We start from the raw sequence: 26,652 nt of genomic DNA, 5'->3' as shown, positions 1-26,652 counted from the left end.
TAATTACATAGTTCTCGCTCTAAAATCATTTCATTCTGGAAGGCAGGCCATTTTATTTCATGAACACATCTTCTTCGCAGCTCAAAAAAACGATAGGTATGCCGCAAGCTGTTGCGCTTTATATAAGTGCAGTTCTCGGTTCAGGTGTCCTGATTGTACCCGGACTTGCTGCCGAACTGGCAGGGCCGGCTTCACTTCTCGCCTGGGGAGGCATGGTGCTGCTGATTCTCCCGCTTGCCCTGTCCATGGGATTACTCTCAGCCCGTTACCCGGACGCAGGCGGTGTATCCCATTTCGTTACCCTCGCTTTCGGACAACGGGCAGGAGCCGTAGTTGGCTGGTTCTTTCTAATGTCCGTTCCCATCGGTGCTCCCGTGGCTGCCCTTACAGGTGCAGGCTACATGACAGCTGCGCTGGGACTCGGGGAAGGATACAGAACAGCGATTGCCGCCCTCATGCTGGCGGCTGGACTGCTCATTAACATCGTGGGCATGCAGGTCGCCGGAAAGGTACAAATTGGCGTTGTGCTGGCGATTATTATCGTGCTCGTCATGGCATTTGTGTTCGCTATTCCGAATATGGAATCCATACATTACACACCATTTATGCCAAGTGGTTGGGTCAGCGTGGGACAGGCTGGAGCCATTCTATTCTGGTGTTTTATCGGTTGGGAAGCTGTATCTCATCTGTCTGAAGAATTTACTGATCCACGCAAGGCAGCTATTAAAGGCGTAACGATTGCAGCCATCATTGTAGGTGTGCTCTATTTCCTGACTGCACTGGCGACAGTCGGAACTCAAAGCTATCTTCATGGCGGAGCAGATGTCTCCCTCGTATGGATTATTAGTCAGGCTCTCGGTTCCTGGGGAGGATTACTCGCTGGGCTGACCGGCATATTTATTTGCACCGCTACGGTCATTGCATACGCTGGTGCTGCATCTCGTGTTGCCTATGCACTGGCAAGACAAGGATCCGCCCCGCAATGGATGTCCCGCTTATCCAGTCGGTACCATACACCAATTGCTGCAATCGGCTTCCTGGCCATCTGCTTCACTCTCGTGTTAGGCATATACGGATCAGGTCTGGTGTCACTCACGACACTTATTCAGTTGCCTAATGCAACGTTTATTCTCACCTATCTTGGCGGATGCGCAGCCGGAATTCGATTACTCAAGGGCAGTCGTACTGGGGTAACAATCAGTTGGATTTCCTTTGTGGCGACAGCCATTGTGTTCCCTTTTGCCGGGTGGGCCGTTCTCTACCCGGTGGTGATCGTCGTTCTCTACGGACTGCTCAGCCGCAAACGACAACACAACATATAAACAAAAAAAGCTCTGCCGCGATGGCAGAGCTTCCTTTATTCATCTGGAATTAATAATTATACCAGGAACGCTTTGGAGATGATAACCAACAGGATGAACAGAACCAGAATGGCACCTACAGAAGTAAAACCTCCGTATCCGTAGCCTCTTCCTTCTCCACCTAATACTTCGCTCATTGACCGTACCTCCTCTGCAACAGGTATGGGTTATCTTATGCAGAGAGAACGTTTTTGACAGGGCGGATGCCCTAATTGTTCAGATCCTGTTTATAATCTTCGTTCAGTAACGGGGGGAATCAATACGCATAATATCCAGGAACGGCACTTTGGCCGTAAATTCCTCTTCCGTATACTCCACATGCACAAGCCGGGTACGTGAATCCAGCTTGACAATCATCCCATGAACCTGATCTTCCTTGCCCCATACGGTCAGTAACACTTCCGAACGTTCACGGTATGCTTCGACCAACTGATTCCCCAGCTCTTCAAGCTCAAACTCATCCCGGGTAGGTCTTTTTGCAACTTTTGCTTTTGCCAATGTAGCGGCCTCCTCTATAGCTAATCCGACGTCCCGAATCCACGGGTTATTTGCCGAGGTCATATTCAATTAGTATACCATTCATTCACGTTCGTGTAATGTCATGACTCCAAAATGAAGCAAAAATCCCCTTACATTTACAGGTAAAGCTATTGTCTCCCCATTATTCATCGCCATCTTCAACAATAATGGTGTATACATTCGAAATGGACTGTCCTGAATGCTTCAGACCGTTCAACTCGTAGGTATACATTGCAGTTACGGAACCCTGCTGGATTCCCAGTTGTTCAGCGGAGGATATTTGTGCAACGTAAGTGATCCATCTCTCTGCTCCGGGTTCCATTTCACCCAAATGTAAATATCTTGGCGAAGAATACTCTGAAATGATCGCTCGATCCCTAACTACTGCCTCCCCAATCCATTTGGCACCTGGAGGAAGGACATCAGCTAACTGCACCCGCGCGGGCCAGGACCCTGTGTTGGTCACATGTACATGAAAGGTTACATTTCCTCCCCTTTCGATCAGGTCAGGCTTCACTTCCACATGGACCGAGATGATGGGAAACTTCAACTGAATGACAGCCAAATTGGAGGATATTATTCGTTGCACAGAACGAGAATCTGGTAAGCGAAATGTATAGATCAGGCGAGCCTGATTCATCAGCTCGAAGACTGCAGGAACATCCTGCTCCTGCTCTGTAAGATTCACTTCAAATTGAATATTAATCGTAGATCGTGCAGTCAGCGTTCCCAGATTGATGCCTTTGACCGGACTTGTTCCACGCCGTTTCACACCATTCCACCCGAGACTTCCCTCGACATAGCGCAAGCCTGGCGGAAGAAAATCCGTCACGATAGCATCCACTGCAAATGAACTTTCATTGTGTACCGTTATCTGATATTGAACGGTATCCCCAGGAGTAGCGATAGACGGATTCACACTTTTTACAATCGAAATTCGGGGCTGAATGACTTGCAAAGTTGCTACGTTCGAGTATACAGTCTCCAACTTGTCACCTGAAGTGTACTCTAGAACTGCCTGGGTTGTTAAACTCTCTGCTATGCTTCCTCCCGTTACCTGTACTCGAAATTGAATTGGAACCGATCTTCCGGGCAGTACCTCGCCTATCATAATTCCGGAATCAGGCGTCGTCTCGGGAACAAAAATCTCATTCACAATGACACTTCCCGGTAGAAATTCAATGCCTTTGGGCAATGGGATCGTTACCCTTGCATCGTTTCCTATCACAAAACCCGGATTGCTCACCAAGAGGTTGTAAGTGACGATATCCCCGACAAAGGTCTGTACACGATCTGCATTCAAAACCAACGACAGACTTGACGAGACCAGGTTTACTTCTACCACGTTGGATTTCTCTTCTCCCTCAACCTTTCGTCCTTCCGGCGTCACAAACTCATAACGCGCCTGCGCTTGATTCACCAGTTTCAAGGCCGGTGGGAGACCGACGATGATCACCTGGAAATGAATTCGCAACGTCGCTCCGGGTACGACTTCCTGCGCCGGAATCCCTCTCTCTGGTGATACTCCCGGTAGCGGAGTCCCACCCAGAAGTACACTATTGGGAAGAAGTGAAGTTTCCGGCGAAAGCGAATCCAGCACAAGGACCATGGCAGGACAATTACCGGAATTCACAATTTCAATCAGGTAGGTCAGCGTCTGCCCCAGAGCAGCCTCAGCAACGTTGCAAAACTTGTGAACCTCAAGCCTGGGGCCGATCCATGGTGTAACTACCGTATTGGAATAGGCCACTTGTTCCAGTTCAGTCGCACCCGAGCTGAATCGAACCAGTGACTGATTCTGTAGCGTGTGGGACAACGAACCGGAAGATTGGCTCATATCACCACAACCTCTACTCTGAATGTAACGGTAACTGAAGCACCGGCAGCAATCGAACCGAGCGTTATTCCTGTATTCGGATTCCCGGTAGGCCTTGCAACGCCATCCACGGTAACACTTCCCGGGATAAGTACGGTGCCTGTTGGTACAGGGTCTACCATGACCACGTTATTGATCACTTCGATGCCACTATTGGTTACAACAACTGTATAGGTGATCACATCGCCGACGACAGCATCAACTGCACTTGTGCTTTTGACAACAACAACATTTGGTGCAGATACAGGAATCACCAGAACGTTGGAGGATACTGTGCCCGTCAACTGACGCCCATCCGGCGGACTAAATGTATAATTGGCCACTGCCTGATTGACCAGCTGCTGATTCTGCGGCAATGAATCCACAGTAACTTCAAGGGTGACCGTTACATTAACGGACCCTCCTGGAGGTATGGTGCCAACAACAATCCCTGTCTCCGGATTCGCACCTGGCTGTGGAACACCATCAATCAGGACGCTGTTGGGAAGTAGTACTGCTCCATTCGGAATATTATCCGTAAGTGTCAAATTGGCTGCTAAATTCCCACTGTTGGAAATGGTAAAAGAATAGGTAATGATGTCACCGATGGTGGCATTGGACGTACTCGCTGTTTTGGTTACGGCAATAATCGGCTGATAAATTGGCGTTACCACGGTATTCGAATAGGCCGCTCCCGAGAAGACACCCGATGTGAAACTTACCGATGACTGACTGCTCACTTGCGGTGGTGCAGGCAGCGTATTGACACGTACCGCATACGATACCGCTACAGATGCTCCAGGTGCCAAGGAACCAAGCGCTATACCCAGTGCCGGGTTTGCCGAGAGACGCGGAACGCCATTAACCAGGACACTTCCAGTAACAAAGGTAACAGCCGAACTAATTGGATCGGTTAACACGACATTGTTGACAGGATCAATTCCGTTATTGGTTACGACCATCTCATATACAATCGTATCACCCACTACAGCATCGATTACTGGTGTTGTCTTGACAACACTGACATTCGGAGCAGACACCTGAATATTGAGAGAATTGGACGATAGACTGCCTCCCAATGTTCTTCCATCTGGCAACGTGTAGGAATAGGTTGCTGAAGCCTGATTGGTTATGGCCTGGCTTAAAGGGAGGGTGATGATCACGACCGAGAACATGACTACAGTTGTTGTGGAGACTACGCCCAGCGGAATCCCTGAAGCCGGATCGGCTCCTGGTGCCGATGCCCCATTAATAATGACGCTATTCGGCACAAGTTCGGTTCCTGCGGGAATGGTATCGGTTAACGTGACAGATGCCCCATAGTTCCCTGCATTGGAGATGGCAATGCTGTACACAACGGTATCCCCTACTGTAGCTATAGCCTGGTCTCCCGTTTTGACCGCCGACAAAATCGGCTGATAAACCGATGTTGTAACCGTATTGGAGAATGTAGTTGCCGAGAACACACCTGATGTAAAGCTTACCGTGGACTGGTTATTCAGCACCGCACTGGCCGGGAGTGCTGTAACCTGCACACTAAACACAACGGTTACGGTAACTCCTGGTGCGATCGAACCGAGCGTTATTCCGGTAGAAGGGTTGGCTCCTGGTCGAAGAACACCATCTACAAACACGCTGTTTGCTGTAAGAACCGTACTTGTTGGCACTGCATCCGTGAAGACCACATTGCTGACAGTCGCAATTCCGTTATTGGTTACTGCGATGCTGTACGTTACGACATCACCAACGGATACAGCCGTAGATGTCGTCGATTTCACCACATCGACATCCGGAGCCGAGACCGAAATGGTCAGCACATTGGATAGAACAGATCCTGTAATGTTCCGGCCGTCCGGCAATGTAAAGGAAAGAGCGACCGAAGCCTGATTCACCAGCTGTTGTGGGGTTGGCAAGGTATCAATAACCACGGAAAAGGTAATCGTTGTTGTTGCCCCGGCAGCGACGGTGCCTGCCGGAATGCCAGTTGCGGGATTGGCAGCAGGTAATAGTTGACCATTCACAATCACACTGTTCGGAACAAGAATGGTTCCTGCAGGGATATTGTCCGTTAGGTTAATCTGGGCACTATAGTTCCCCTGATTGTTGACGTTAATCGTGTAACTGACGGTATCCCCAACGGTAGCATTTTGTGTACTCGCCGTTTTTTGTGCTGATAGAATGGGCTGAAATACCGGTGTAACCACGGTATTGGAGAACGTTGTGCTTGAGAATGTCCCCGAGGTAAAACTCACTGTGGATCGATTGCTTAATTGTCCATTTGGTGGGATCGCATTGACATTGATACTGAAAGTCACAGTAGCGGACGTTCCGGGAGCGAGCGTACCGAGCGATATCCCCCCTGCCGGATTGGCACCGGACTGCACCACCCCATTCACTGTGACACTGCCTGCCACAAAGGAGGCTCCAGTAGGGATCGGATCTGAAAAATGAATATTGTTTACCGGCTCTATTCCGCTGTTCGTTACCTGAATAGAGTAAGTGACTGTATCGCCTACGGCAGCCGCAGTCGAAGCTGTGCTTTTAACCACGGCAACGTTTGGCGAGGAGACTGGAAACGTCAGCGTATTTGAAGTAGCTGTTCCTGTTAACGTTCGTCCGTCAGGAGGTGTGAATGTAAAGGATGACGTAGCAAAATTGCTAAGCTGCTGCGGAGATGGTAGTGAATCCACTACAACGCCGAACGTGACAACAGCTGTCGCTCCTGCTGCCACAATTCCTACTGGAATGCCCGTTCCAGGCGTCGCTCCAGGCTGTGGCACACCAGATACCACAACACTGTTGGCTACTAAAGTAGTGGCAGCAGGAATCGTATCTGTTACTGTAACGTTTGCCTCCAGATTTCCTGTGTTGCTGACAGTTACCGTGTATACAACCGTATCACCTACGGTCGCATTTACTGTATTCGCCGTTTTGACGAGTGAAATTTGCGGTTGTATGACCGGAGTCTGTGTTGTATTGGACGATGATGACCCCGAAAATGAACCGGATGTGAAGCTGACCGTCGACTGATTGTTAATCTGCGAAGGGATCGGCATAGTAATCGTCACCTCAAAAGTTACGGTAACCTCGGCTCCTGGAGCCAAAGTACCGATTGGAATGCCGGCGGTCGGATTGGAGAGCGGGAACGAACTCCCGTTCACAATGACGCTTCCGGGTACAAATGGGGTATTCGGAGGAAGAGGGTTGACATATACCACATTGTTAACGGCTACGGTTCCGTTGTTGCGAATAACAGATGTGTATCGAATGACATCCCCGACTACGCCGTACTCTACATTATCACTGTTTACAATCGATACATTGGGCAGGGATACAGGAATGTTAATGGTGTTCGATGACATGAAACCGGCAACCGTTCTCCCACTTGGAAGAGTGTAGGCGAATGATGCTACTGCCTGATTAGTCAACTGTCTTGAATCAGGCAAACTTGTGACCGTTGCAACGAAGGTAACCGTTGCGCTTGATCCTGCAGCGATCGACCCCAGACTGATTCCTGTTGCCGGGCTAACACCCGGTGTAGGTACACCATTAATAATGACGCTGTTCGTACTGAATACAGCTCCCGCAGGAATCGGATCTGTCAAGGTAACCGTTGCGGCAATATTGCCTGAATTGTTGACTTGGATGGAGTAATTGAAGGAATCCCCTACTGTCAAATTCGATGTGCTTGCTGTTTTCGCTACTTGGATCACTGGCTGATATATCGGTGTATTCACCGTAACGGACGAAGATACGCCATTGAAACTGCCTGACGTAAATGCTGCACTTGCCCGGTTGCTGACTGAACCCGTGGACGGAACGGATGTCACTCTTGTTTGATAGGTCACCGTTACGCTGCTCGAGCTGGTCAAGGTTCCCACAGCAATACCCGAAACCGGACTTGCACTTCCGGCAGCAGTTCCATTGATAGTGACACTGCCTGGTACGAACTCGGAGCCGGACGGCGTATCCGAGATCACGAGATTTTGTACTGCACTAGTTCCCGCGTTTGTTGCAATAACCGTATAGGTAAGTACATCTCCTACAGTTGCATCCGGAGTGTTTACTGTTTTGCTAATAGAGATATTGGGGGCCGATGCAGATATGCGTACGATATTGGATTGGCTGCTGCCTGAGAGATTCCGTCCACTCGGAAGCTGGTACGTATAACTAGAAGTCCCCTGATTCTCCAGTGTTGGCGGAGATGGGAGTGTAGTGAGTGTGGCTCGGAACACAACCGTTGCAGTTGCTCCTGGCAGGAGACTTCCCAGCGTTATTCCGGTTAACGGGCTGGTTCCGGGACGTGCAGCACCATTCACGGTTACTGAATTGGGGACAAACGTCAGGCCTACTGGAATCGTATCGGTCACCGTTATTTGAGCCCCTAAGTTTCCAGTGTTTGTCACCACTAGTGTATATGCAAGCTGATCTCCCAGTGTCGCATTCGTTTGAGTCGCCGACTTGTTGATGCCAATGATCGGCTGATATACAGGGGTTGTGATGGAATTGGAGTTGGAAATACCCGTGAACGAACCCGAGCTATAAGACACTACGGCTCGGTTGACTAGCGAACTTGAAGCAGGCAGGGACTGCACATTAACCTGAAACGTCACCGAAGCAGAACTTCCGGCTGCCAGCGTTCCTAGCGAAATTCCACTGCTCGGATTGGCCGATGGTACGACAGTTCCTCTGACGGTCACACTGCCGGGTACGAATGTAGTCCCAACGGGAAGAGAATCCGTGAGTACCACATTGTTAATCACCTGGATGCCGCTGTTGGTCGTAACAATGGTGTACGTAAATGTCTCCCCTACTGCAACATCAGTGACTGATGCCGATTTTACCGTGGTTACATTGGGCAATGTAACGGGAATCGTCAAGGTGTTCGAGGCTAATGTGCCGTTAATGGTGCGACCATCAGGAGAGTTGAAGGAATAGGAGGCCGTGGCCTGATCCACAAGGGTTGGAGGCGTGGGCAAGCTTGTTACAAGTACCTGGAAGGTTACGGTATTTGTACTTCCTGCCGCGAGACTCCCCAAATTAACGCCAGTCGCAGGATTGGCGCCTGCAATCACATTTCCATTCAATCGGAAGCTGCCAGCCACGTAAGAGCTGCCACTCGGGATGTTATCCGTTAATGTCACGTTGGCAGCAACATTCCCCCCGTTGTTCACCTGAAGCGTATACGTGACCTGGTCGCCCACCGTGGCGTTGGTTGTGCTCGCCGACTTCACAATGGACAGGTTTGGAGAATAAACAGGAAGTGTAGAGTTATTGGACGGAATTACTCCCGTAATCACTGAGCCTCCTGCCACACTTTGAAACGTAAAGGCGGCATTCGCTGAATTCACCAGCTGCAATATGCTTGCATCCTGGCCAATGAGCGCACGGTAGGTTACAACGATACTGTTGGATAGGTTTAATGAACCAAGCGGAATGCCGGTGGTCACATCGAGTGTTGGGCGGGACACACCAGCGACCGTTACACTCCCTGGAATGAAGGTGAGACCTGCAGGAAGTGAATCGGATAGCACAACGCTCGCCGCGCTGGCTGTACCTGCATTACTGACGGTAACGGTGTAAAGTATGCTATCTCCCGCTACCGCACCTGAGGCAACAGATGCCTTCGCTACTGTAATTTTGGGTGCATTGATGTCAACCTGAATCGCATTGGCGTTGACAATGTAGGCATCCCCGGAGGTCGTTAACGTTAACACCGCAGAAGACTGGTTGTTGATCAGTCTCGCTGACACATCCACATTGGTAATATCCCAGCCTTGACGTCCGCCGATAATATTGGTGCCTGGGGCGCCGTTCGTCTGGTTCCGCGTTCCGAAAGTTCCTGTTGTATTAAGTGCTCCAGTATCTCCGTTGATTTGGGAAGCAAAAAAGTTCGCAGCCAGATTGTTTGGTCCGGACAAGGCAACCGAAGTTGCCGAGGTCGGCCCGAATAATGCCTGATCCCCAGTCCGGTTCGCGTCCCCCTCCTGCGCACTGAACAGTGCTCTCCCTCCCAATGCACCCGAAAGCGGAGTGGCAAATCCAGTCAGTGTGGTAACAACTGGCGCCGAGGTAGACTGGACGAGCACTCCACCTGCACGTAAGGACATGTTGCGAAAGGGCAGGCTGGGGTTCTGATAAATGACTCCAAGTGTCCAGCCTGCATGATTGGCTGTAGCATCATTAGTGATGACAATCGTTCCTACAACTGCTCCGGTGGTATATGTACCGGCTCCCCCATTTTGTACAAGCGAAGTAACATTGGCTGAACGCACATAGCCGGCAGCGCCGTTCCCCAGATCAAATTGATTATAAGTAGCGGGGTCAGGAGTAACACTGGATGTACCTGCTGGTGTAATAAACGTAACCGGATTGTTGATTGCAGCACTCAGATTGACTGTCCCATTGATGTAACTTCCACCCCAGATCAATTCTGCATACAAGACAGTGCTGCCAACAGGAAGAACGAGTATCGCCGCTGAACTGTTGCTCTGATACAGGCTCGTGGTTCCCAGCGGATAGGTTCCGTACTGGACGGAGGCGTTGGTTGTCGTAAAAGCTCCAATACTGTCCTGTGTTCCGGGTACTCCGGCTGTTTCCGAACGACTCAGTCCAAGCGTATTGCCTGTAAATGTAATTGCTCCCGTAGCATTAACGGTTGAACGAACGACAAGAGGAATTGATCTCACCTCCCCTTCATCATAATTGCAATCATATGAATTGGAGCCTTCCTACACAGTCTATGAGTCTAATTCGGATTTTTGTTTGTCCTTAATAAGAACTTTATGCTCTTTGCACTTATGTAAGCTTTGTTTTCATTTACAAATTAAATGATTTGCGTTTCGCACAATGTGTTTTATAATCAGGTAATACGAGAGTAATCTGTCGTATCATTATGATGCAGTCAGCGGTGATATGCGGTGATATATTGAAGAGTTCCCATATGCATAACAGCCATATCCCAACAGATTACGAATTCAAGCACTCCAAATGGATCAAAAAAATGCTTCGAGCTTACTGGGTCGTCGTTTTAACGCATTTCGTCATTCAAATAGGCTGCTTTCTGTTTCTGGACTATGATCGCACTCCTGGAGATTTCATGATCCATGTTTTATTTTGGCCTACATTGGCAAGCGCTTTGTCTATTCTGATCGCCAGTTGGGTGGATCGACATTTCAGTTCGTTTTCCTTCTATTCCATGTCCATGGCCAGCACGGTTATTGCCTGGACCATCATTCATGTCAATTATGATATTCGGATTATACTGGCCATCTGCCTGTTACCGATCTTTGCTTCGGTTCTGTTCTTCAGCAAGAAAAGGGTCTGGACGGTATGCCTGATGCAAATGATTGGCTATGTCATCGTACTCTTCGACCCCACCTACCGATTATACTTAACTTCGTTTGATATGGTTTCCATTCCGGCTTTTCTTATTGTAGGTACATATGTTGCACAGTTGATTGTTACGAGCGGCGTCGAGGTACTGGATGATCTTCAGGCCAGTATGCTTGCCAAGCAGGATCTGATTGTGCGAAACGCAATTATGAGCAAGCAGTCCAAGACAGATGGCTTAACCAATCTGTATAATCAAAGCTCCTTTAAGGATTACTATGAAAAAGCGTTTGAGTATGCCAATAATGGCATGAGTCTACATTTAGCTCTGATCGATATTGACAACTTCAAGTCAATTAATGATACATATGGGCATCGGGTGGGAGACGCCATTCTGGAGAGAGTCTCTCTGGTCATTCAGGAGAACATCACATCAAGCGATATCGCGGCGCGTTATGGTGGAGAAGAATTTGCACTGTTAATGTTTGAGCAACCTTTCGAGCAGGCATATGCCTTGGTGGAGCAGATCCGTAAGAAGATCGCCCGTCTCGTTCATCTAGAGCTTGAGGGCGCTTATATTACGGTAAGTGTCGGACTCAAAAGCTACAGCGCCCATCTGTCCAAGGACAAGCTGTTTGAGGAAGTGGATGCGTGTCTCTATGCCGCCAAACGAACGGGGGAAAATAAAACGATGACGTCCCTTGATCTGGTTTAGTCCTCCAAAAAAACGCGAAAAGTAGTGCTGCTCACCGGGAAGCCGGCTGTACAGCACTACTTTTTTACCGCTAATCGTCACTCCGAATTTATTGGTTCACTCTGCCCATTCCCAGCGATGTGCATTTTGCTCCAGCTTCGCGTGGAGCTTAACAGGCTCTCCATCAATAATCAGACGTACTTCCTTAATCCAATCTTTGAACGAGTCAAATGATGCGAACTGATTCGCCATCTCCACCGTGAGATACAGAAAATGGGGAGCTGGGTATTCTTCTGCCATATGACGCAGGGCTGCTTCGATCGGCGTATACTTCTTTCGCTTGCCTTCCCAGCCTTCCACCCGAACGCGAGAGGGTGCTTGCTCCCTTCTCCAGTCATGAAGGCGATCTTCCCTTTTGTAAAATGGCTGCACACCATCCTTGCTCATTCGCTTCACTGTATTCTCATGCAGTGGATAAAGCACAAGTTGCACAAAAGAACGTGTGTCCGCAATAACAGCGGCCCGTTCAAGCTGTTCATCTGTTACGTGCTCAAATGAATCATAGAAAATCAGCGTGCCTTTCCGGGTAGCCGGGGGCGGTTCGTAGCCATAGGGTACATTGGTATATTTTCCAGACATCTCATCGCTCCTTGCCTGTATGCTGATCAGTTACCTCATACTTTATATTATATTATTCTCTAACCGTGTTCTTCAATTCTGGAAAGAATGTCATTCTATTTTTGCCCGCACGTTTCGATTCATACAGCGCTTCATCTGCCATGCGGATAATTTCACTCGGATTGCCACTGTTGGTAGGATACTCAGCGCCTCCAATGCTGCAGCCAATATGAATTCGCTCATATTCGATAATAAACGGCTTATTCAGGCTCTGTATGATATCTTCTGCATAGGTACGAGCTTCTTCTCTTGGATTGCTTCCCACAGAGCGGAGCACAATGAGGAACTCATCTCCGCCAAGCCTTACCGTGATCCCCTTCTCATGACTGAGACTGGTCAAACGCTGAGCCACTTTCTGTAGCAGAACATCTCCGGTCTGATGTCCAAGCGTATCATTCACACTTTTGAATCCATCCAGATCAAGATAAAGGAACGTTAAGATGTGATTTTCACTTTCCATCTCCAATGACTCTTCCAGATAGAGTTCGAGTGCTGTTCGGTTCGGCAATCCGGTCAATTGGTCGTAGTGGGCCAGATTCTGCATAACAACCAGTTCCGAATCCTTATTCGTTAGCGAAGTCAGCATATCTCCCAGGGAACGCGACAGCACTTCGATTTCCCTAAAGCCTCGATTTTCCGGAATCTGTACTTGTTCTCCAGCACCAAGTCGATTCGCGACTTGAGTCAGCCGAGCAATCGGGGCCGAGATCTGGCGGGAGATTAGCCAGCCAATCAGTGCAAACAGCACCGTAACCGAGAGCCCTGCCCACACATTGAACCAGAGCATGTCGGTCACGGAGGAAAACGCCGCTGATTTGAGCTGACGAATAACTACCGTCCACCCAAGACCGGGATAGTCCAGATGCCCTTGGCTGGTCGCAAATCCTGTTACATATTCTTTTCCATCCGGCCATTCTTCTATGGACCAGCTGCTTTTGTTCAGTCTTGCCCCTTCAATGCCCGATAGCTTCAAAGGACGACCAATCCATTCTTTTGGACCAAGCAGCACCGTATTTTCCTTTTGACTGACAATAAACATCTCGATGTACTTTTCCTCGTGTTTCAGCGGCTCCAGGACACTTTCCTCCACTTCCTTCGCCCAGGCCCAGCTCAAATGTGCGGCAAGCACGCCAGCAATCTCTCCGTTTTTGTATTTGACCGGAAAGCTGATATCGACAAATTGCAGTGGTTCGCCGGTTGGGTTCGGAAGCAGCTTCGCCAGAAGGACAGCATTATGGACATCTCCAATAAATTTCCCCTTGATGCCCTCCTGATACACAGGTCGTTCCGATAAATTTTCACCGCGCAATATACCGTCTGTGGAAGCCAGCACTTTTCCTTTGGGATTCATGAATCCAACCCATGAGAAAGTGGGAAAGCTATCTTGAAGCTGATTCAGCAGCACCTGCATTTCGGCAGGCTGAAAACGGTCTTCCAGGGCAATCATTCGGCCCAGAAGATCTAATTCGCCTGAACGCGACCACATAAAGCGATCCAGCTTGTCTGAAGTCTGAGAAGCCGTGCTGATAAGGGAATGACCAATCTCAGTCTCGACAGCTATGGATGATTTTTGACTCAGAATATAACCAATCGTGAGTGTAACCAACAGGGATAACACAGCGAAGGTCATGGTGAGAACAGTTTTAAGCTTGAATGACATAACTTCCTCCAATAAACGGTGAAACCAGCTTGCTTTTTTCAACATCATTCATGCTGTTAAGAACTACGGGATGTCACCTATTCGTTTTCATCTTTATCGGAAATAATGTCTTTTTTCATTATAAACATCCATACAATATGGGGACACTATTCGCACTGTGTTTCTTCCATTCAAAGAATAGTCACGATTCTGTATATACATACTTGGGTTATGAATATAGAGAGCAAGCATGCTCACAGAGCCATATGGGCGCTGTTTGCCACAACAAAGAGCATTAGAAATTCAGTCATTGGGGGTGTAATGTTGAGCCTGCTTCATGTTGCTGTAATTCTGCCTTTTGCCGCTGGTATTGTACTTGCCATGCTGCATCGTTTCTTCCGTAAAATACATATGGGATGGCTGGTTTTACTTGTCCCGGCCCTATTATTTGTTTATTTTGCGAGCCTCGTACCCGCCGTGTCTCAGCGGATCACGGTATCCGGGTATATCCCCTGGATTCCGTCACTGGACATTGGATTTAATCTATATCTGGATGGTCTAAGTTTGCTGCTGACATTGTTAATCACCGGTGTAGGAACACTGGTGGTGCTCTACTCCATTTTCTACATGGATACCAAAGAAGCCTTAAACCGCTTTTATTTGTATCTGCTGATGTTTATTGGAGCCATGCTTGGCGTGGTGCTGTCAGACAATATGATTGTGTTGTATGGATTCTGGGAGTTAACCAGTATTACGTCCTTTCTCTTGATCGCTTTTCACTACAAACGCAAAGCGTCCACCTCAGGCGCACAGAAATCGTTCCTCATTACCGTATTTGGCGGATTCGCCATGCTTGCTGGATTCATGCTGATGTATCTCATGACAGGCACGTTTAGCATCCGTGCAACCATTACGGAATGGGGACAGATTCAGGATAGTGCACTATTCTTGCCTGCTCTTGTGCTGATTCTGATCGGGGCTTTTACAAAATCGGCGCAGTTCCCGTTCCACATCTGGCTGCCTGACGCCATGGAAGCCCCAACACCCGTCAGCGCCTATCTGCATTCGGCGACCATGGTCAAGGCGGGACTGTATGTCGTAGCCCGGTTTACACCCATCTTTGGTGGACAGGGATTATGGTTCTGGCTCGTCACCGGGGTTGGACTGCTCACCCTATGTTATGGATCATTCCTTGCCGTGAAAAAAAATGACCTTAAGGCGATCCTGGCCTATTCTACCATCTCACAGCTTGGTCTGATCATGTCTCTGCTCGGCGTTGGCTCTGCGGCCATCTATTTCGGATATGGCGAATCCTCCGCGATGTACACGGTTGCCATTACGGCAGCACTGCTTCATCTGTTCAATCACGCTACCTTCAAGGCGGCACTGTTCATGGTCGTTGGCATTGTGGATCATGAGACAGGCACGCGGGATATAAGGAAACTCGGTGGACTTGCTTCATTTATGCCAGTGACCTTTACGGTAGCGCTCGTCGGAGCACTCGCCATGGCCGGAATTCCGCCGTTTAACGGATTTCTGAGCAAGGAGCTGTTCTTCCAGGCTATGGTGGAAGTGACACACCTGCGCATCTTTGGACTCGGATCATGGAGTATACTCTTACCTGTCTTCGCTTGGCTCGCAAGTGTGTTCACTCTGATCTATGCGCTTATTATTGTGTTCAAAACGTTCCTTGGTCGCACCCACAGCGAGATCCCTGCCGAGAAGCTGCATGAAGCTCCCGTTGGCATGTTGATTCCTCCGGTTATTCTTGGGATACTCGTGATCATATTCGGTCTATTCCCGAATCTGCTGGCTGGATCATTAATTGAACCGGCAATGGCTGCTGTACTTCCATCACTGTTGAACGGAAATGAGTACTTTGATGTTCATTTCTCCTTATGGCATGGCATTACACCGGAATTACTCATGACCATCGGTGTAATCGCCCTCGGTATTACATTGTACAAACTGCTGCCACGCTGGAGAACTATTTATGAACACTACCCACAGGGATTAACGATAAACAATATGTACCATGTCGTACTCGATAATCTTCAGCATTATGCACGCAAATGGACGGAAGCCTATATGAATGGCTCGGTTCGTAATTACCTGGTATACATTTTCTCGTTCACCGTTGCATTGTTGGTTTATGCTTTTTTCCGCTCAGGGGAAAATATCACCTGGAATTTCAAGGGCAACGCCCCCTTCTCTTTCTATGAAGCAGTACTGCTCATCGCATTGATTGCAGCAGCGGTTTCGATCCCTTTTGCCAAGAACAGACTATCCGCAGTCATTATGACAGGCGCAGTGGGTTACCTCGTCACATTACTGTTCGTGCTGTTCCGAGCGCCGGATCTGGCATTGACCCAGATGATTGTCGAAACGGTATCCGTTGCACTGTTCCTGCTCTGCTTCTACCATCTGCCTGAACTGCAACGAGGCAAATCAAGCCGCAGCTATCTTAGTGTGAATATGATTGTTGCCATTGCTGTAGGTGTGGTCATGACCTTTGTTGCATTAGCTGCAAGCGGAACCGCGTCACTGGAGAGCATTTCCGACTTTTTCATTCAGGAAAGTTACAATCTGGCTGGCGGCAAAAATGTCGTCAACGTGTTGCTGGTGGACTTCCGTGGTTTTGATACCCTACTGGAGATTATGGTACTTGGGGTAGCTTCGTTGTCCATCTACTCCATGATTAATCTGAATCTCGAAGCGAGGGACCTTGGCGCAAGACTGAAATTCCGCAAGAAAGAACAGACTGAAGAAACCGAAGAAGATACGGATGACAAAGCGGACAATACAAAAAAGTATGGCAACCGTGAACGCAGCTCGTCAACCTGGGATACCGTACCACTTCAAAGCAACGATGTGTTGTTACAAACGACGACCAAGGTTGTTGTCTTTATCATTTTGACCTTCGCGCTGCATCTGTTCTTCGCAGGACATCATAACCCGGGTGGCGGGTTCATTGGCGGTCTGGTGACCGCCGCTGGTCTAGTGTTAATTGCGCTGGCGTTCAGTACAGATACTGTACGCAAAGCGTTACCTATCGATTTTCGCACCTTGACAGCCATCGGGCTGGGCATTGCCTTATTGACTGGAGCAGGCTCGTTTTTGTTCGGCGTACCCTTCCTGAGTCAGACCTTTGGTTATTTCGATCTTCCAATACTTGGAGAAACGGAACTTGCAACCGCCATGCTGTTTGACCTCGGCGTATATCTCGCCGTCCTGGGAGTCACCATGAATATCATTCTACAGATCGGGGAGGATCGCTGATATGGAAATATTGATGTGTGTGGCCGTTGGCATTTTGTTTGCAGTCGCCGTCTTTTTAATCTTATCGCGGAGCCTGCTCCGAATCGTGCTCGGCATGTCCATACTCACTCACGGGGTGCATTTGCTGCTGATTACGATGTCCCGTCTCAAAACTGGAGCACCACCGCTGCTTGGGGAGCAGGCTGAACGCTACGTTGATCCACTTCCCCAAGCGCTTATATTGACATCCATTGTCATTAATTTCGGACTTACCGCCTTTTTCTTTGTACTCTCCTATCGTTCCTATCTGAAGCTGAAAACAGACGATATGGAAGAAGTAAGGGGGCGTCCTTATGAATAATCTCGTTGTTCTGCCCATTCTGCTGCCACTGATTACCGGGGTTATAGCCCTTCTATTCTTCCGGCAGATAAACATCCAGCGGGTTGTGAGTGTTATTGGTCTTTTGCTGACCGCAGCCGCTTCAACCGTCCTGATTACCCAAGTGACACAGTCCGGCATACAGACACTCAATATGGGAGGCTGGGAGCCACCATACGGTATTGTACTTGTTGCAGATATGGTATCGGCCTTGCTCGTCGTGGCCGCTTCGATCATTGCACTGGCGTGTCTGCTCTACGCCTTCCGCAGTGTCAATAAGGAACGGGAAGAACATCATTTTTACCCTTTCTTTCATTTCCTGATTGCAGGCGTGAACGGTTCGTTTCTTACCGGAGACCTGTTTAACCTGTTTGTCTGCTTTGAACTGATGCTTATTTCTTCTTATGCACTGATTGTATTGGGAGGTACAGAAAGACAACTACGGGAAACAATCAAGTATGTCTTGATTAACATTGTCTCATCTGCACTATTTGTTGCCTCTATCGGCTTTCTCTATTCTGTTACCGGCACATTAAACATGGCAGACTTGTCCAATCGGATCGCCGAAGTTGGACAGAGTGGAGTCATTACCCTGATCGCTGTCCTCTTCCTGATCGTATTCAGTATCAAGGCTGGATTGTTCCTATTCTTCTGGTTATCCGGCTCTTACGCAGCCCCTCCGGCAGTGGTCACCGCCCTATTCGCCGGTTTGCTGACCAAAGTTGGCCTGTATGCCATTGTGCGAACATTCACACTAATTTTCTATCATGATCCGGATTTCTTCCATGCCCTTATCGGATGGATGGCTGGAGCGACCATGGTACTCGGGGTAATCGGGGCTATTTCCTATCGTGACGTCAATAAAATACTGATCTACAACGTGATCGCAGGGGTGGGATTTGTAGCCTTCGGGATGGCTGCTGCCAGCCGTCCTGCACTAGAAGGTCTACTCTTTTACATGCTGCATGATATGCTCATCAAAACACTGCTATTCCTGCTCGGAGGCGCTCTGATCGCAGTCGCAGGCACCTCCAAACTCGACAATATGGGCGGGCTGATCCACCGCTATCCACTGCTTGGCTGGATGTTCTTCATCAGTGCACTTGCGCTGGCAGGCATTCCGCCGTTCAGTGGATTTCCTGGGAAATTGTTGTTATTTGAAGGCGGGTTACAGGCTGGCTTGTACGGTCTGACAGGCATTGCCGTCCTTTCCAGCCTGCTGATGTTGTATTCGGTTCTGCGCATCTTCATCCAGGCGTTCTGGGGTGAACCGCCAGCAGGCGCAGTGAGAAGACCTTATGCCGTGAATGGCCTGCTCATCCCTGCCGGAATTCTGTTTGTGTTCATCATCGCGATGGGTGTGGGGGCTGAGGGTATGTTCCAACTGACCTCCCGCGCAGGCGACATTCTGCTGCATCCCAATGTTTATATTGATGCAGTGTTGAAGGAGTAGATGCGTATGGCCTTTCAGATTGTGCTGAATCTGATCATTGCCTTTGTATGGATGTTTCTGAATAATGCGTGGAATGGTGTTGGCTTTCTTACCGGTTATCTGCTGGGTCTGCTGTTGATTGGAAGCATGCGACGGTTCTTTCCGCAACGCTTCTATATCGTTCGTGTCTGGGCGATCATCAAGCTGATTGCCTTGCTAATCAAGGAACTGGTACGGGCCAGTATTGAAGTTATTCGTCAGATTGTGAAGCCGAAGCTTGATATTCGGCCCGGCATATTTACCTATCAGACACAGTTGTCCTCCGACTGGGAAGTTACACTTTTGTGCCTGCTCATCTCACTGACGCCAGGTTCCCTTCCACTTGAGATTTCGGGGAATCAACGCAAATTATTTATTCACGCGCTGGATATCAAAGACGAACAGAAAATGAGTGATGATATCAAAAATACGTTCGAAAAAGCCATTATGGAGGTGACACGATAATGTTATCCTCACTGTTGTTCATTTCCTTGCTTATTCTGTCCCTGGCAATTCTCGGTTGTCTGTACCGGGTACTGCGGGGACCCTCCATGGCCGACCGGATTACGGCACTGGATACGATCGGTATTAACGTCATTGCCATCGTTGCTGTTCTATCCATGATGCTTCATACCCAAGCTTATCTGGATATCATTCTGTTGATTGGCATTCTCGCTTTTCTAAGCACAGTTGCATTTGCACGATATATTGAACGGGGGGCGGTATTCAAAAATGAAGGAGATCGTTGATGGAACCGCCGGAATTGTCATTGGGCTCATTGTCCTGTTGGGAGCACTACTGAGCGCATTTAGCGCGTTCGGACTGATCCGACTGCCAGATGTATATTTACGGGCACATGCCGCCACCAAAAGCACTACACTCGGCGTACTTTGTGTACTGAGCGGAACGTTTCTCTTCTTCTGGTATTTCGATAACTATATCAGTGCCCGTGTATTACTTGGCATTGTTTTTGTATTTATCACAGCACCGGTAGCCGGACATCTGAACGGACGGGCTGCCTATCGCACAGACGTACCCCTATGGGAACAGAGTGTCCAGGATGAACTTGAACCACTTTTGAAAGGTAAAAAGGTCAACCACGAAGCCAAGGATATGATGGAATAGTCACTTGGTTTACAATCAAATACCTCCGGGATATGCCGTATATAACTTGGCCGTCCCGGGGGTATTTTGGGGTTATACGCTCCAGCTTAGTCCAAGCTATGTTCGTGGAGCAGCGGAAATAGGCTATATTTTAATCCAATCAAAATCCATTCAGTCCCTGTCTTCTCAGATCAGCAGCAACGATTCGTGCAAGCTGAGCAGCCCCTTCACGATTCGGATGCAGCGTGTCTCCTGTCATATACAAGGCAAGTGTTGCAGCCGGTCCAATGGAAGTGAAATAAGCCGAACTGAGTTTGTTCAGTTCTACAAGCGTCACGCCCTCTTCCTGAGCGAGTGCACGTGTAGATGCATTGTACCAGCGATTCTCCGCAGTATGCACATTGGCTGAATTGAAATCAGTTGCCCGACCCTGAGGTGTCGATAGAATGACCGTGGCTCCTTTATTTTTAGCTTGACGGACCATGTCACGCATGATCTCCTTGAACTCCGCTTCCGTTGTATTGTTCTTGGCATTTGTATCGTTAATCCCTAATTGCAAAATAAAATAGTCCCCTGGCTTAATATACTTCAGAATCGCTTCCATCTGTCCATCATCGCGGAAGCCTCTTGCAAATTGACCACTAGAGGCCATATTACGAACCTGAAATGTACTAGTGTTCACGTAGGAAGGGAACAGCTGTCCCCAGCCACCTTGTACACTGCTGCTGAGTGGATAGTAGTTGCAGACCGTCGAATCGCCGCCAATATAGATCGTACGGTTCGTCACCGTCTGATTCGATATTTTTCGGATTTCAAGTGCGCTGAGTGTAAATGCCGTGCCTTCCTTCCCTTCTGTTACCAGTAGATTTAACTGTCCATCCGTTACCGGAATTTGAAATTGATCGGTCGCCCCATTCCCCGTCATATTAATGATCTGGTATACGCCTTCTGCCGCCACACTCGATCTTGCAGTATTGCCCAGTACCACTTTGACCTCATAGAGACCATTGGACAGATCCACATTAAACGTATTCGTACTCTTCGTGCCAAAGGTGACAAACTGAACGGCATCACTTGCAACACCCGTTCCAGATGCAGATACATTACGCATATTAGCAGGTGTATTGAATCCATAACCTTTTGCTGAATTGTACGCCTCCGTTGCTGATACACCAGTGTAACCGTTCTCAACTACACCCGCACCAAAATCAAATTTGTACTCATTCGCCGCAGCTTGGGCGACCTGTCCGCCATTAGCTGCCAGAGCACCTCCAATCAGACTAGTAAACAGGGTAAGACAGAGCAAATATCGCACGGATTTTAACCATTTCTTAATTAAACTCTCCTCTCAAAGGTTCATTTGTATGATTGCCTTACAGAACGTTATCAAGCCAGTCATAGGCTTTCGCTCCGCTGATCTCATGTCCACCTGTAAAAAAGTCTGCATCGAGCCATTTCTGTGCTCCCACCTGTTCATAGATCTCTGTCAGTCGTGCGTAGGCTTCTTTTGCTGTTGGCAGCGGAAATACCTGATCTTCACTTCCGGCTTCAATAAATAGCGGCCTTGGCGCGATCAGACCCATGATATCCGGCAGCTCTGCTTCCCTCAGAATTCCTGGAATATAATTGTCGAGGCAATGATTTCTGTCCAGTATGCTGCCCTGGAATGTACTTGCATAACCGCTCACGACAGCCGCACGGCACCGTTCATCCAGCGCAGCAGTGAATGCCGTCACGAGTCCGCCACCCGAGATGCCCATACTACCGATCCGCAATGGATCAGCTTCAGGACGGGTAGTTACGTAATCCAGCACACGCATCGTTTCATAGATTCGGTGCCCGGCCAGAGTCTGCCCTGTCATGAGCAGATGGGAGGCAATTTTGGTACAGGAGCTTGCGCCGGGTGGTGCATCCCGATCCTCCTCCAGCCTTCGGTCACCAAATCCAAGCAATTCTGGAGCGGCCACCACATATCCACGATGTACAAGAGCAACGGCAAAGTCTTTATGCAAGCCTGGCTCTCCTTTACGCGGTGAACCGTCGGGTTCCATGCCGGAGATCTCCCGGCTACCATACCCGTGTCCATGACAGGCTATAATGGCTGGGCGTGATTCTTTGGTAGCGCTTACTATATTTGGTATCAACATATAAATGGGCATGCGCAACCCCGCATAGGTCGTAATCTCAACCCGCTCCCGGATATAGCCGTCACATGCGGTGCGTTCGAGCAATACGGGATTCAGCTCCGCCGCCAAGGTTGGGAAACCGCCCAGCCGAACTATAATCCTTGCTCGCAATTGGCTGCGCCATTGCTCAAGAGATTGACCCGTCTGATACGCGGAACGTCCACGCGGGCTTGTTTGTTTTTGCAAATAAGATTCAATATCCGACATTACCGTTTATCCCTCCTGTGGATTCAAATGCCACTCCGATGACAGAACAACCTTCCGATCGCTGTTATCCCCAGATTTTTTGAATTCCCTTTTTCAAAGGGGAAAATCCGGGGATAAAGGCGAGGTGTATGCTTCCGATGGAGCTTTCTTTCAGAAAGCTTTTAGCTCCGCTTCTTCAGGTTATTTCTGTCCTCTCCGTTCTCGTGTAAATGTTTTGTTCAATTTATATAGACGTATGTAAGAAAATATATGTTGGACTTGTTCAATCCATTATAAATCACCATACAGTCGGTGAATTGAACATTATTGCCTGTTTTGGACTGAATTCACACTATTTTGATGAAAAAAGGATGTCCTCGCATACCTGATCTTCAGGCTCCGAGAACATCCTTCTTAATCCGGCCTTTTATTCCCTGTGCCCTGGTAGCCACCAGTTCCACCTGCCCATCAGTTTCATAAGTGCAGGTACCAGCACCAGGCGGATAATGGTTACATCAATGAACACCGCCGCTGTAATTCCGATTCCCAGCTGCTTCACACCCGCCACGTCAGCAAAGGCAAACGGTATAGTCACTGCCAGTAGAATCGCCGCCGCCGATGTAATCAGACGTCCGGTTGAAGCTAGTCCTTGCTGTACGGCCAGATCACTATCCCCTGTTCGTCTGTAAACCTCTTGGATGCGGGTCAGCATAAATACGCCATAGTCCATCGAGATACCGAAGACAAGCCCGGCAATGAACACGGGAATCATAATGGCAATGGCAGATGGCTCCATGCCAAAATGGCCCTGATTGAAGACCAGTACTAGCACGCCAAATGAAGCAGCCAAGCTGAGCAGATTCATCAGAATGGCTTTAATTGGAATGAGCAGTGACCGGAATGCAGCAAGCAATACGAGATAATTCGATACCACAACAAACACCAGCACTTTAGGCAGTTGGCCTGAAACTTCTTGCATGATTTCATGTTGCTTGACTGCCTCTCCCCCATAACGCAGGGGTATGGAGGAAATGGAGTCAGCGATGTCCTTTGCCCTCATCTGTTCGAGCCAGGATGCAGCCTCATCTGAGCCCGGTGCTCCGTGAATGGTAGCCACCATACGAATGGAGTGGTCGGACACATATGAACGCACCCATGCAGGTGGCTGAGATTTGGTTTCTTTCAGCGCTTCACGCAAAGATGGTGATAAAATGTTCATTTGAGATTGGATTTGAGATTGGGCTTGGTTGGAGAGCTTGTCCGGCAGCATGATTCCCCATGCAGATTCAACAATCACCACATTCGAATCCTGTTGAAGCTCTCGCATTTTATTCAGCGCAATTCGCCAGTGGGATGCAGTCAACGACTCTGCTGTTCCACCAATCACAATCTCTACGGCGGAGACGTTCTTTTGTCCAAAAATGCTCTGGATCTGCTCAGTCGCCTGGCGAGACTCCATCCTGTCAGGCAAGGAAGAAGCATCCGGGATGGCCAGCTCCAACCGGGTAACCGGTAGAACAAAAATAAGCAGCGTACCCGTTCCAAGCAGGGCCATCCGAACCGGGCGTTTCATAATCATACCTGACCAGAATGCCCAAATCGCGCGTGACGGCAACGATTGTTGGTGCTGGCCCTGTTTTGAAGAGATGGAATGTCCGGAATGTTGTCTAAAGATTCGCGCAGAAAATAGGGATAGTATTGCTGGCAGCAGTGTTATATTCAGCAGGACCGATATGACGAGCACGATAATGGCTCCCAGGGATACACTCAGGAACATCGGCAGTCTAATCCAGAGCAGACCGAGCAGTCCTAACAGCACACAAGCAGCAGAAAAGAATACGGCTCTTCCCGCTGTACACAGCATTCTCTGCAGAACTTCCTCTTCCCCTGTACCTGCTTCTTTACTTTTCCGATCTCGCTGGAGCTCCTCCCTGTATCTGCTAAGAATAATCAGGGCAAAGTCTAAGCTGAGCGCCATCCCCACCATCGGAATGACGTTGATCACAAAGTTGGAGAGCGCCAGATGGTAACCCATCATGGATGTAACTCCCATTGCCGTTATGACGCCGGATACTCCCATAACGACTGCAATCAGCGCTGCAAAAAAACCTCTGAATGCAAAACACAAAATGACGAAAGCAAGCGGCAACCCGACAACCTCTGCCCGTTCCAAATCGCGAAAACTGAGACGGTTTACATCCTGCTGCACAACAGATTTCCCTGTTATTCGGATCGTTCCAGGACCGTCTGTTGTAAGTACGGCACGCAGCTGTTCTAACGGCTCACCCATCTTGTGAGGCGGTACATCAAATGCCAGCAGAGCATAAGCCACATCCCCCCGCAGCATCCGGCTTCCACGTGCTTCTAACGGAGAGATTATGGACGTTACACCTGATAGTGTGCGCACCTGTTGCAGACGATCTTTAATCCAGCCTCGGAATTCAACAGGGGTGGTGCCTGTCTTTTTTTCAAATAGAAGAATAACCGGATCAGCAGGCACATGGAATTCGTTCTCAAGAGTAAGCTCTACAGCATGAGCGTCCCCCTGTTCAAGGTTCAAACCATGATCCTGAACAATGCCAGGCAATTTCCATGCCCAGATGGCTGACATCCCGATGACAAACACCCAGCAGAGAATGATGAACCGCGGATATCGGCTAATGAGGACAGCAAGGCTGCGATAACCCATACCCAAGCTCCTCTGCTATCAGATTGGTAATTCCGTTTCTTTTAAATTGCGCCTTGATTCACTGGTTCTCTTTCTCCAACGGATGCAGGAACATAAGTAAAAGGAAGCAATTCCGCCGTCAGGCCCGGTCCAAATGCAAGTGCAATTCCGCTGGAAGCTTCTTCCCTTTTACGATAATCATCGCGGATGGCTTGTAAAACAAACAAAATCGTCACAGAGGATAGATTTCCATAATCCCGTAAAATGTTTCGGCTGTAAGCGACCTGTTCATCTGACAGCTGGTACAGCTTCTGCACCGCATCCACGATACCTCTGCCTCCGGGATGGATCGCCCAGATCTCCGGTAGATCGCTGCCGTTCAGTAATCGTTCAACCTCTGGACCAAGATGTAAACCGAGCAGCTTAGGAATCTGTGGCGAGAGATACAAATCGAAACCGGTATTGCCCACTTCCCAGATCATCTCTTCCGAACAGTCTGGCAGCAACACGGAATGCCCGCTACCCAATCTGAACAGTTCTTTGCATCCTAATCCGGACAGGCCCACAACACAGGCAGATGCGCCATCCCCGAAGAAGGACGCTGCGAACAGGTCATCCCGCTTGGCGGACGGCTGAAAATGAAGGGTGCACAGCTCCACACATACGATAAGAACCGTAGCGTCTTTGTCACTCGTCACAATCGAATTCGCCAACTGTACAGCTTTCAGACCGGCGGCGCAACCCTGGAACACAAGCGGAATCCGGTTAATACGCGGCGATAGTTCAAGCTGCAGAATCAGCCGAACATCGAGGCCGGGCAGGAATTGCCCTGTACAACTGACGGTAATAAGATGTGTAATCTCCGAAGTCGAAACGGCGGCATCCTCGAGTGCCTGACGCGCTGCCTGAATTCCAAGTGGAAAGGCTGCCGCCTTATATTTGGCCATACGTTCGGCTGTGGTCGGAACGTTCTCTGTCTGGGTAAAGGGCAGATAACGGCAAGACTCTACAGGCTCCAGCAGGTTCGGTTCACATGTATAACGTGTCTCGACACCGCACTGGTTGAATATTCGCTTGGCCCATCGTCTGGAATCCGGCTCATCCTCCAGCGCTTGTGCGAGCCGAGCAGACACATCCTTTTGCTCAATGCGGTGAACAGGCAATGCCGTTCCAATTCCCTTGATACTTGCGGCTACGGTTACATCGAGTTGGTTCATCGGCTCCAACCTCCTTATATATAAAATAGGTTCATGTCACATGTGCAGGATATAGTACAAGTCTATTCGAGGCTTGCCCCCTTTATGTTCATGAAACACGCAAAG

General features: G+C 49.0%; 18 protein-coding genes. 8 read left to right on the top strand and 10 right to left on the bottom strand.

Annotation, left to right across the window (positions count from 1 at the left end; translation table 11 throughout):
• Positions 1-59 precede the first annotated feature (59 nt).
• A complete protein-coding gene (locus ACDJ58_RS11490) occupies positions 60-1,322 on the top strand; it encodes an amino acid permease (RefSeq protein WP_413377983.1) in 1,263 nt (420 codons plus the stop codon).
• 56 nt (positions 1,323-1,378) lie between these two features.
• Here ACDJ58_RS11490 and ACDJ58_RS11485 read toward each other — a convergent pair whose 3' ends face one another.
• The 4 genes from ACDJ58_RS11485 to ACDJ58_RS11470 form a co-directional block, all read right to left on the bottom strand.
• Complete coding sequence (locus ACDJ58_RS11485; RefSeq protein WP_105409415.1) at positions 1,379-1,498, bottom strand: dihydroorotate dehydrogenase; 120 nt, start codon at positions 1,496-1,498, stop codon at positions 1,379-1,381.
• A 103-nt stretch (positions 1,499-1,601) separates the two neighbouring features.
• The gene (locus ACDJ58_RS11480; RefSeq protein WP_413377980.1) at positions 1,602-1,859 is read right to left on the bottom strand and encodes a YolD-like family protein; all 258 of its coding nucleotides are present in this window, start codon (positions 1,857-1,859) and stop codon (positions 1,602-1,604) included.
• 163 nt (positions 1,860-2,022) lie between these two features.
• A complete protein-coding gene (locus ACDJ58_RS11475; protein WP_413377978.1) occupies positions 2,023-3,717 on the bottom strand; it encodes a hypothetical protein in 1,695 nt (564 codons plus the stop codon).
• A complete protein-coding gene (locus ACDJ58_RS11470; RefSeq protein WP_413377976.1) occupies positions 3,714-10,424 on the bottom strand; it encodes a hypothetical protein in 6,711 nt (2,236 codons plus the stop codon). Before ACDJ58_RS11470 ends, ACDJ58_RS11475 begins: the two co-directional genes overlap by 4 nt.
• 254 nt (positions 10,425-10,678) lie before the next feature.
• Between ACDJ58_RS11470 and ACDJ58_RS11465 the strand changes: the two genes are divergently transcribed.
• Entirely contained in the window at positions 10,679-11,782 is a 1,104-nt protein-coding gene (locus ACDJ58_RS11465) for a GGDEF domain-containing protein (protein WP_413377974.1), read from the top strand.
• A gap of 96 nt (positions 11,783-11,878) precedes the next feature.
• Here ACDJ58_RS11465 and ACDJ58_RS11460 read toward each other — a convergent pair whose 3' ends face one another.
• Together ACDJ58_RS11460 and ACDJ58_RS11455 are read right to left on the bottom strand one after the other, a co-directional pair.
• Positions 11,879-12,400 carry a hypothetical protein gene (locus ACDJ58_RS11460; protein ID WP_413377972.1) on the bottom strand — a complete coding sequence of 174 codons (522 nt, stop codon included), beginning with the start codon at positions 12,398-12,400 and terminating at the stop codon, positions 11,879-11,881.
• 52 nt (positions 12,401-12,452) lie between these two features.
• Entirely contained in the window at positions 12,453-14,099 is a 1,647-nt protein-coding gene (locus ACDJ58_RS11455; RefSeq protein ID WP_413377970.1) for a diguanylate cyclase domain-containing protein, read from the bottom strand.
• A 303-nt stretch (positions 14,100-14,402) separates the two neighbouring features.
• Between ACDJ58_RS11455 and ACDJ58_RS11450 the strand changes: the two genes are divergently transcribed.
• The 6 genes from ACDJ58_RS11450 to mnhG are packed head-to-tail and all read left to right on the top strand — an operon-like array spanning position 14,403 to position 20,311.
• Complete coding sequence (locus ACDJ58_RS11450; RefSeq protein ID WP_413379608.1) at positions 14,403-17,357, top strand: Na+/H+ antiporter subunit A; 2,955 nt, start codon at positions 14,403-14,405, stop codon at positions 17,355-17,357.
• A 1-nt stretch (position 17,358) separates the two neighbouring features.
• A complete protein-coding gene (locus ACDJ58_RS11445) occupies positions 17,359-17,697 on the top strand; it encodes a Na(+)/H(+) antiporter subunit C (protein ID WP_024631879.1) in 339 nt (112 codons plus the stop codon).
• The gene (locus ACDJ58_RS11440; RefSeq protein ID WP_413377968.1) at positions 17,690-19,168 is read left to right on the top strand and encodes a Na+/H+ antiporter subunit D; all 1,479 of its coding nucleotides are present in this window, start codon (positions 17,690-17,692) and stop codon (positions 19,166-19,168) included. Before ACDJ58_RS11445 ends, ACDJ58_RS11440 begins: the two co-directional genes overlap by 8 nt.
• 6 nt (positions 19,169-19,174) lie before the next feature.
• Positions 19,175-19,651, top strand: a complete 477-nt coding sequence (locus ACDJ58_RS11435; RefSeq protein ID WP_413377966.1) for a Na+/H+ antiporter subunit E — start codon at positions 19,175-19,177, stop codon at positions 19,649-19,651.
• Entirely contained in the window at positions 19,651-19,935 is a 285-nt protein-coding gene (locus ACDJ58_RS11430) for a Na(+)/H(+) antiporter subunit F1 (RefSeq protein WP_053782045.1), read from the top strand. The genes ACDJ58_RS11435 and ACDJ58_RS11430 overlap by 1 nt, the downstream gene beginning before the upstream one ends.
• Entirely contained in the window at positions 19,919-20,311 is a 393-nt protein-coding gene (gene mnhG, locus ACDJ58_RS11425; RefSeq protein ID WP_062324636.1) for a monovalent cation/H(+) antiporter subunit G, read from the top strand. Before ACDJ58_RS11430 ends, mnhG begins: the two co-directional genes overlap by 17 nt.
• A 139-nt stretch (positions 20,312-20,450) precedes the next feature.
• Here the strand turns inward: mnhG and ACDJ58_RS11420 are convergent, their stop codons facing one another.
• From ACDJ58_RS11420 to ACDJ58_RS11405, 4 genes are all read right to left on the bottom strand, one after another.
• Positions 20,451-21,569, bottom strand: a complete 1,119-nt coding sequence (locus tag ACDJ58_RS11420) for a rhamnogalacturonan acetylesterase (protein ID WP_413379606.1) — start codon at positions 21,567-21,569, stop codon at positions 20,451-20,453.
• Between the two features lie 94 nt (positions 21,570-21,663).
• Entirely contained in the window at positions 21,664-22,683 is a 1,020-nt protein-coding gene (locus tag ACDJ58_RS11415) for an alpha/beta hydrolase family protein (RefSeq protein ID WP_413377963.1), read from the bottom strand.
• A gap of 406 nt (positions 22,684-23,089) precedes the next feature.
• On the bottom strand, positions 23,090-25,351 hold the full coding sequence (locus tag ACDJ58_RS11410) for an MMPL family transporter (protein ID WP_413377961.1): 2,262 nt from the start codon (positions 25,349-25,351) through the stop codon (positions 23,090-23,092).
• A 41-nt stretch (positions 25,352-25,392) separates the two neighbouring features.
• Positions 25,393-26,547, bottom strand: coding sequence for a type III polyketide synthase (locus tag ACDJ58_RS11405; protein ID WP_413377959.1), 1,155 nt, complete (start codon positions 26,545-26,547; stop codon positions 25,393-25,395).
• Between the last annotated feature and the right edge of the window lie 105 nt (positions 26,548-26,652).

This window comes from Paenibacillus taichungensis (assembly GCF_047302525.1).
Classification (GTDB): Bacteria; Bacillota; Bacilli; order Paenibacillales; family Paenibacillaceae; genus Paenibacillus; species Paenibacillus taichungensis_B.
Note: the sequence above shows the minus strand (reverse complement) of the source record. Positions and strands in the feature narration are given on the sequence as shown.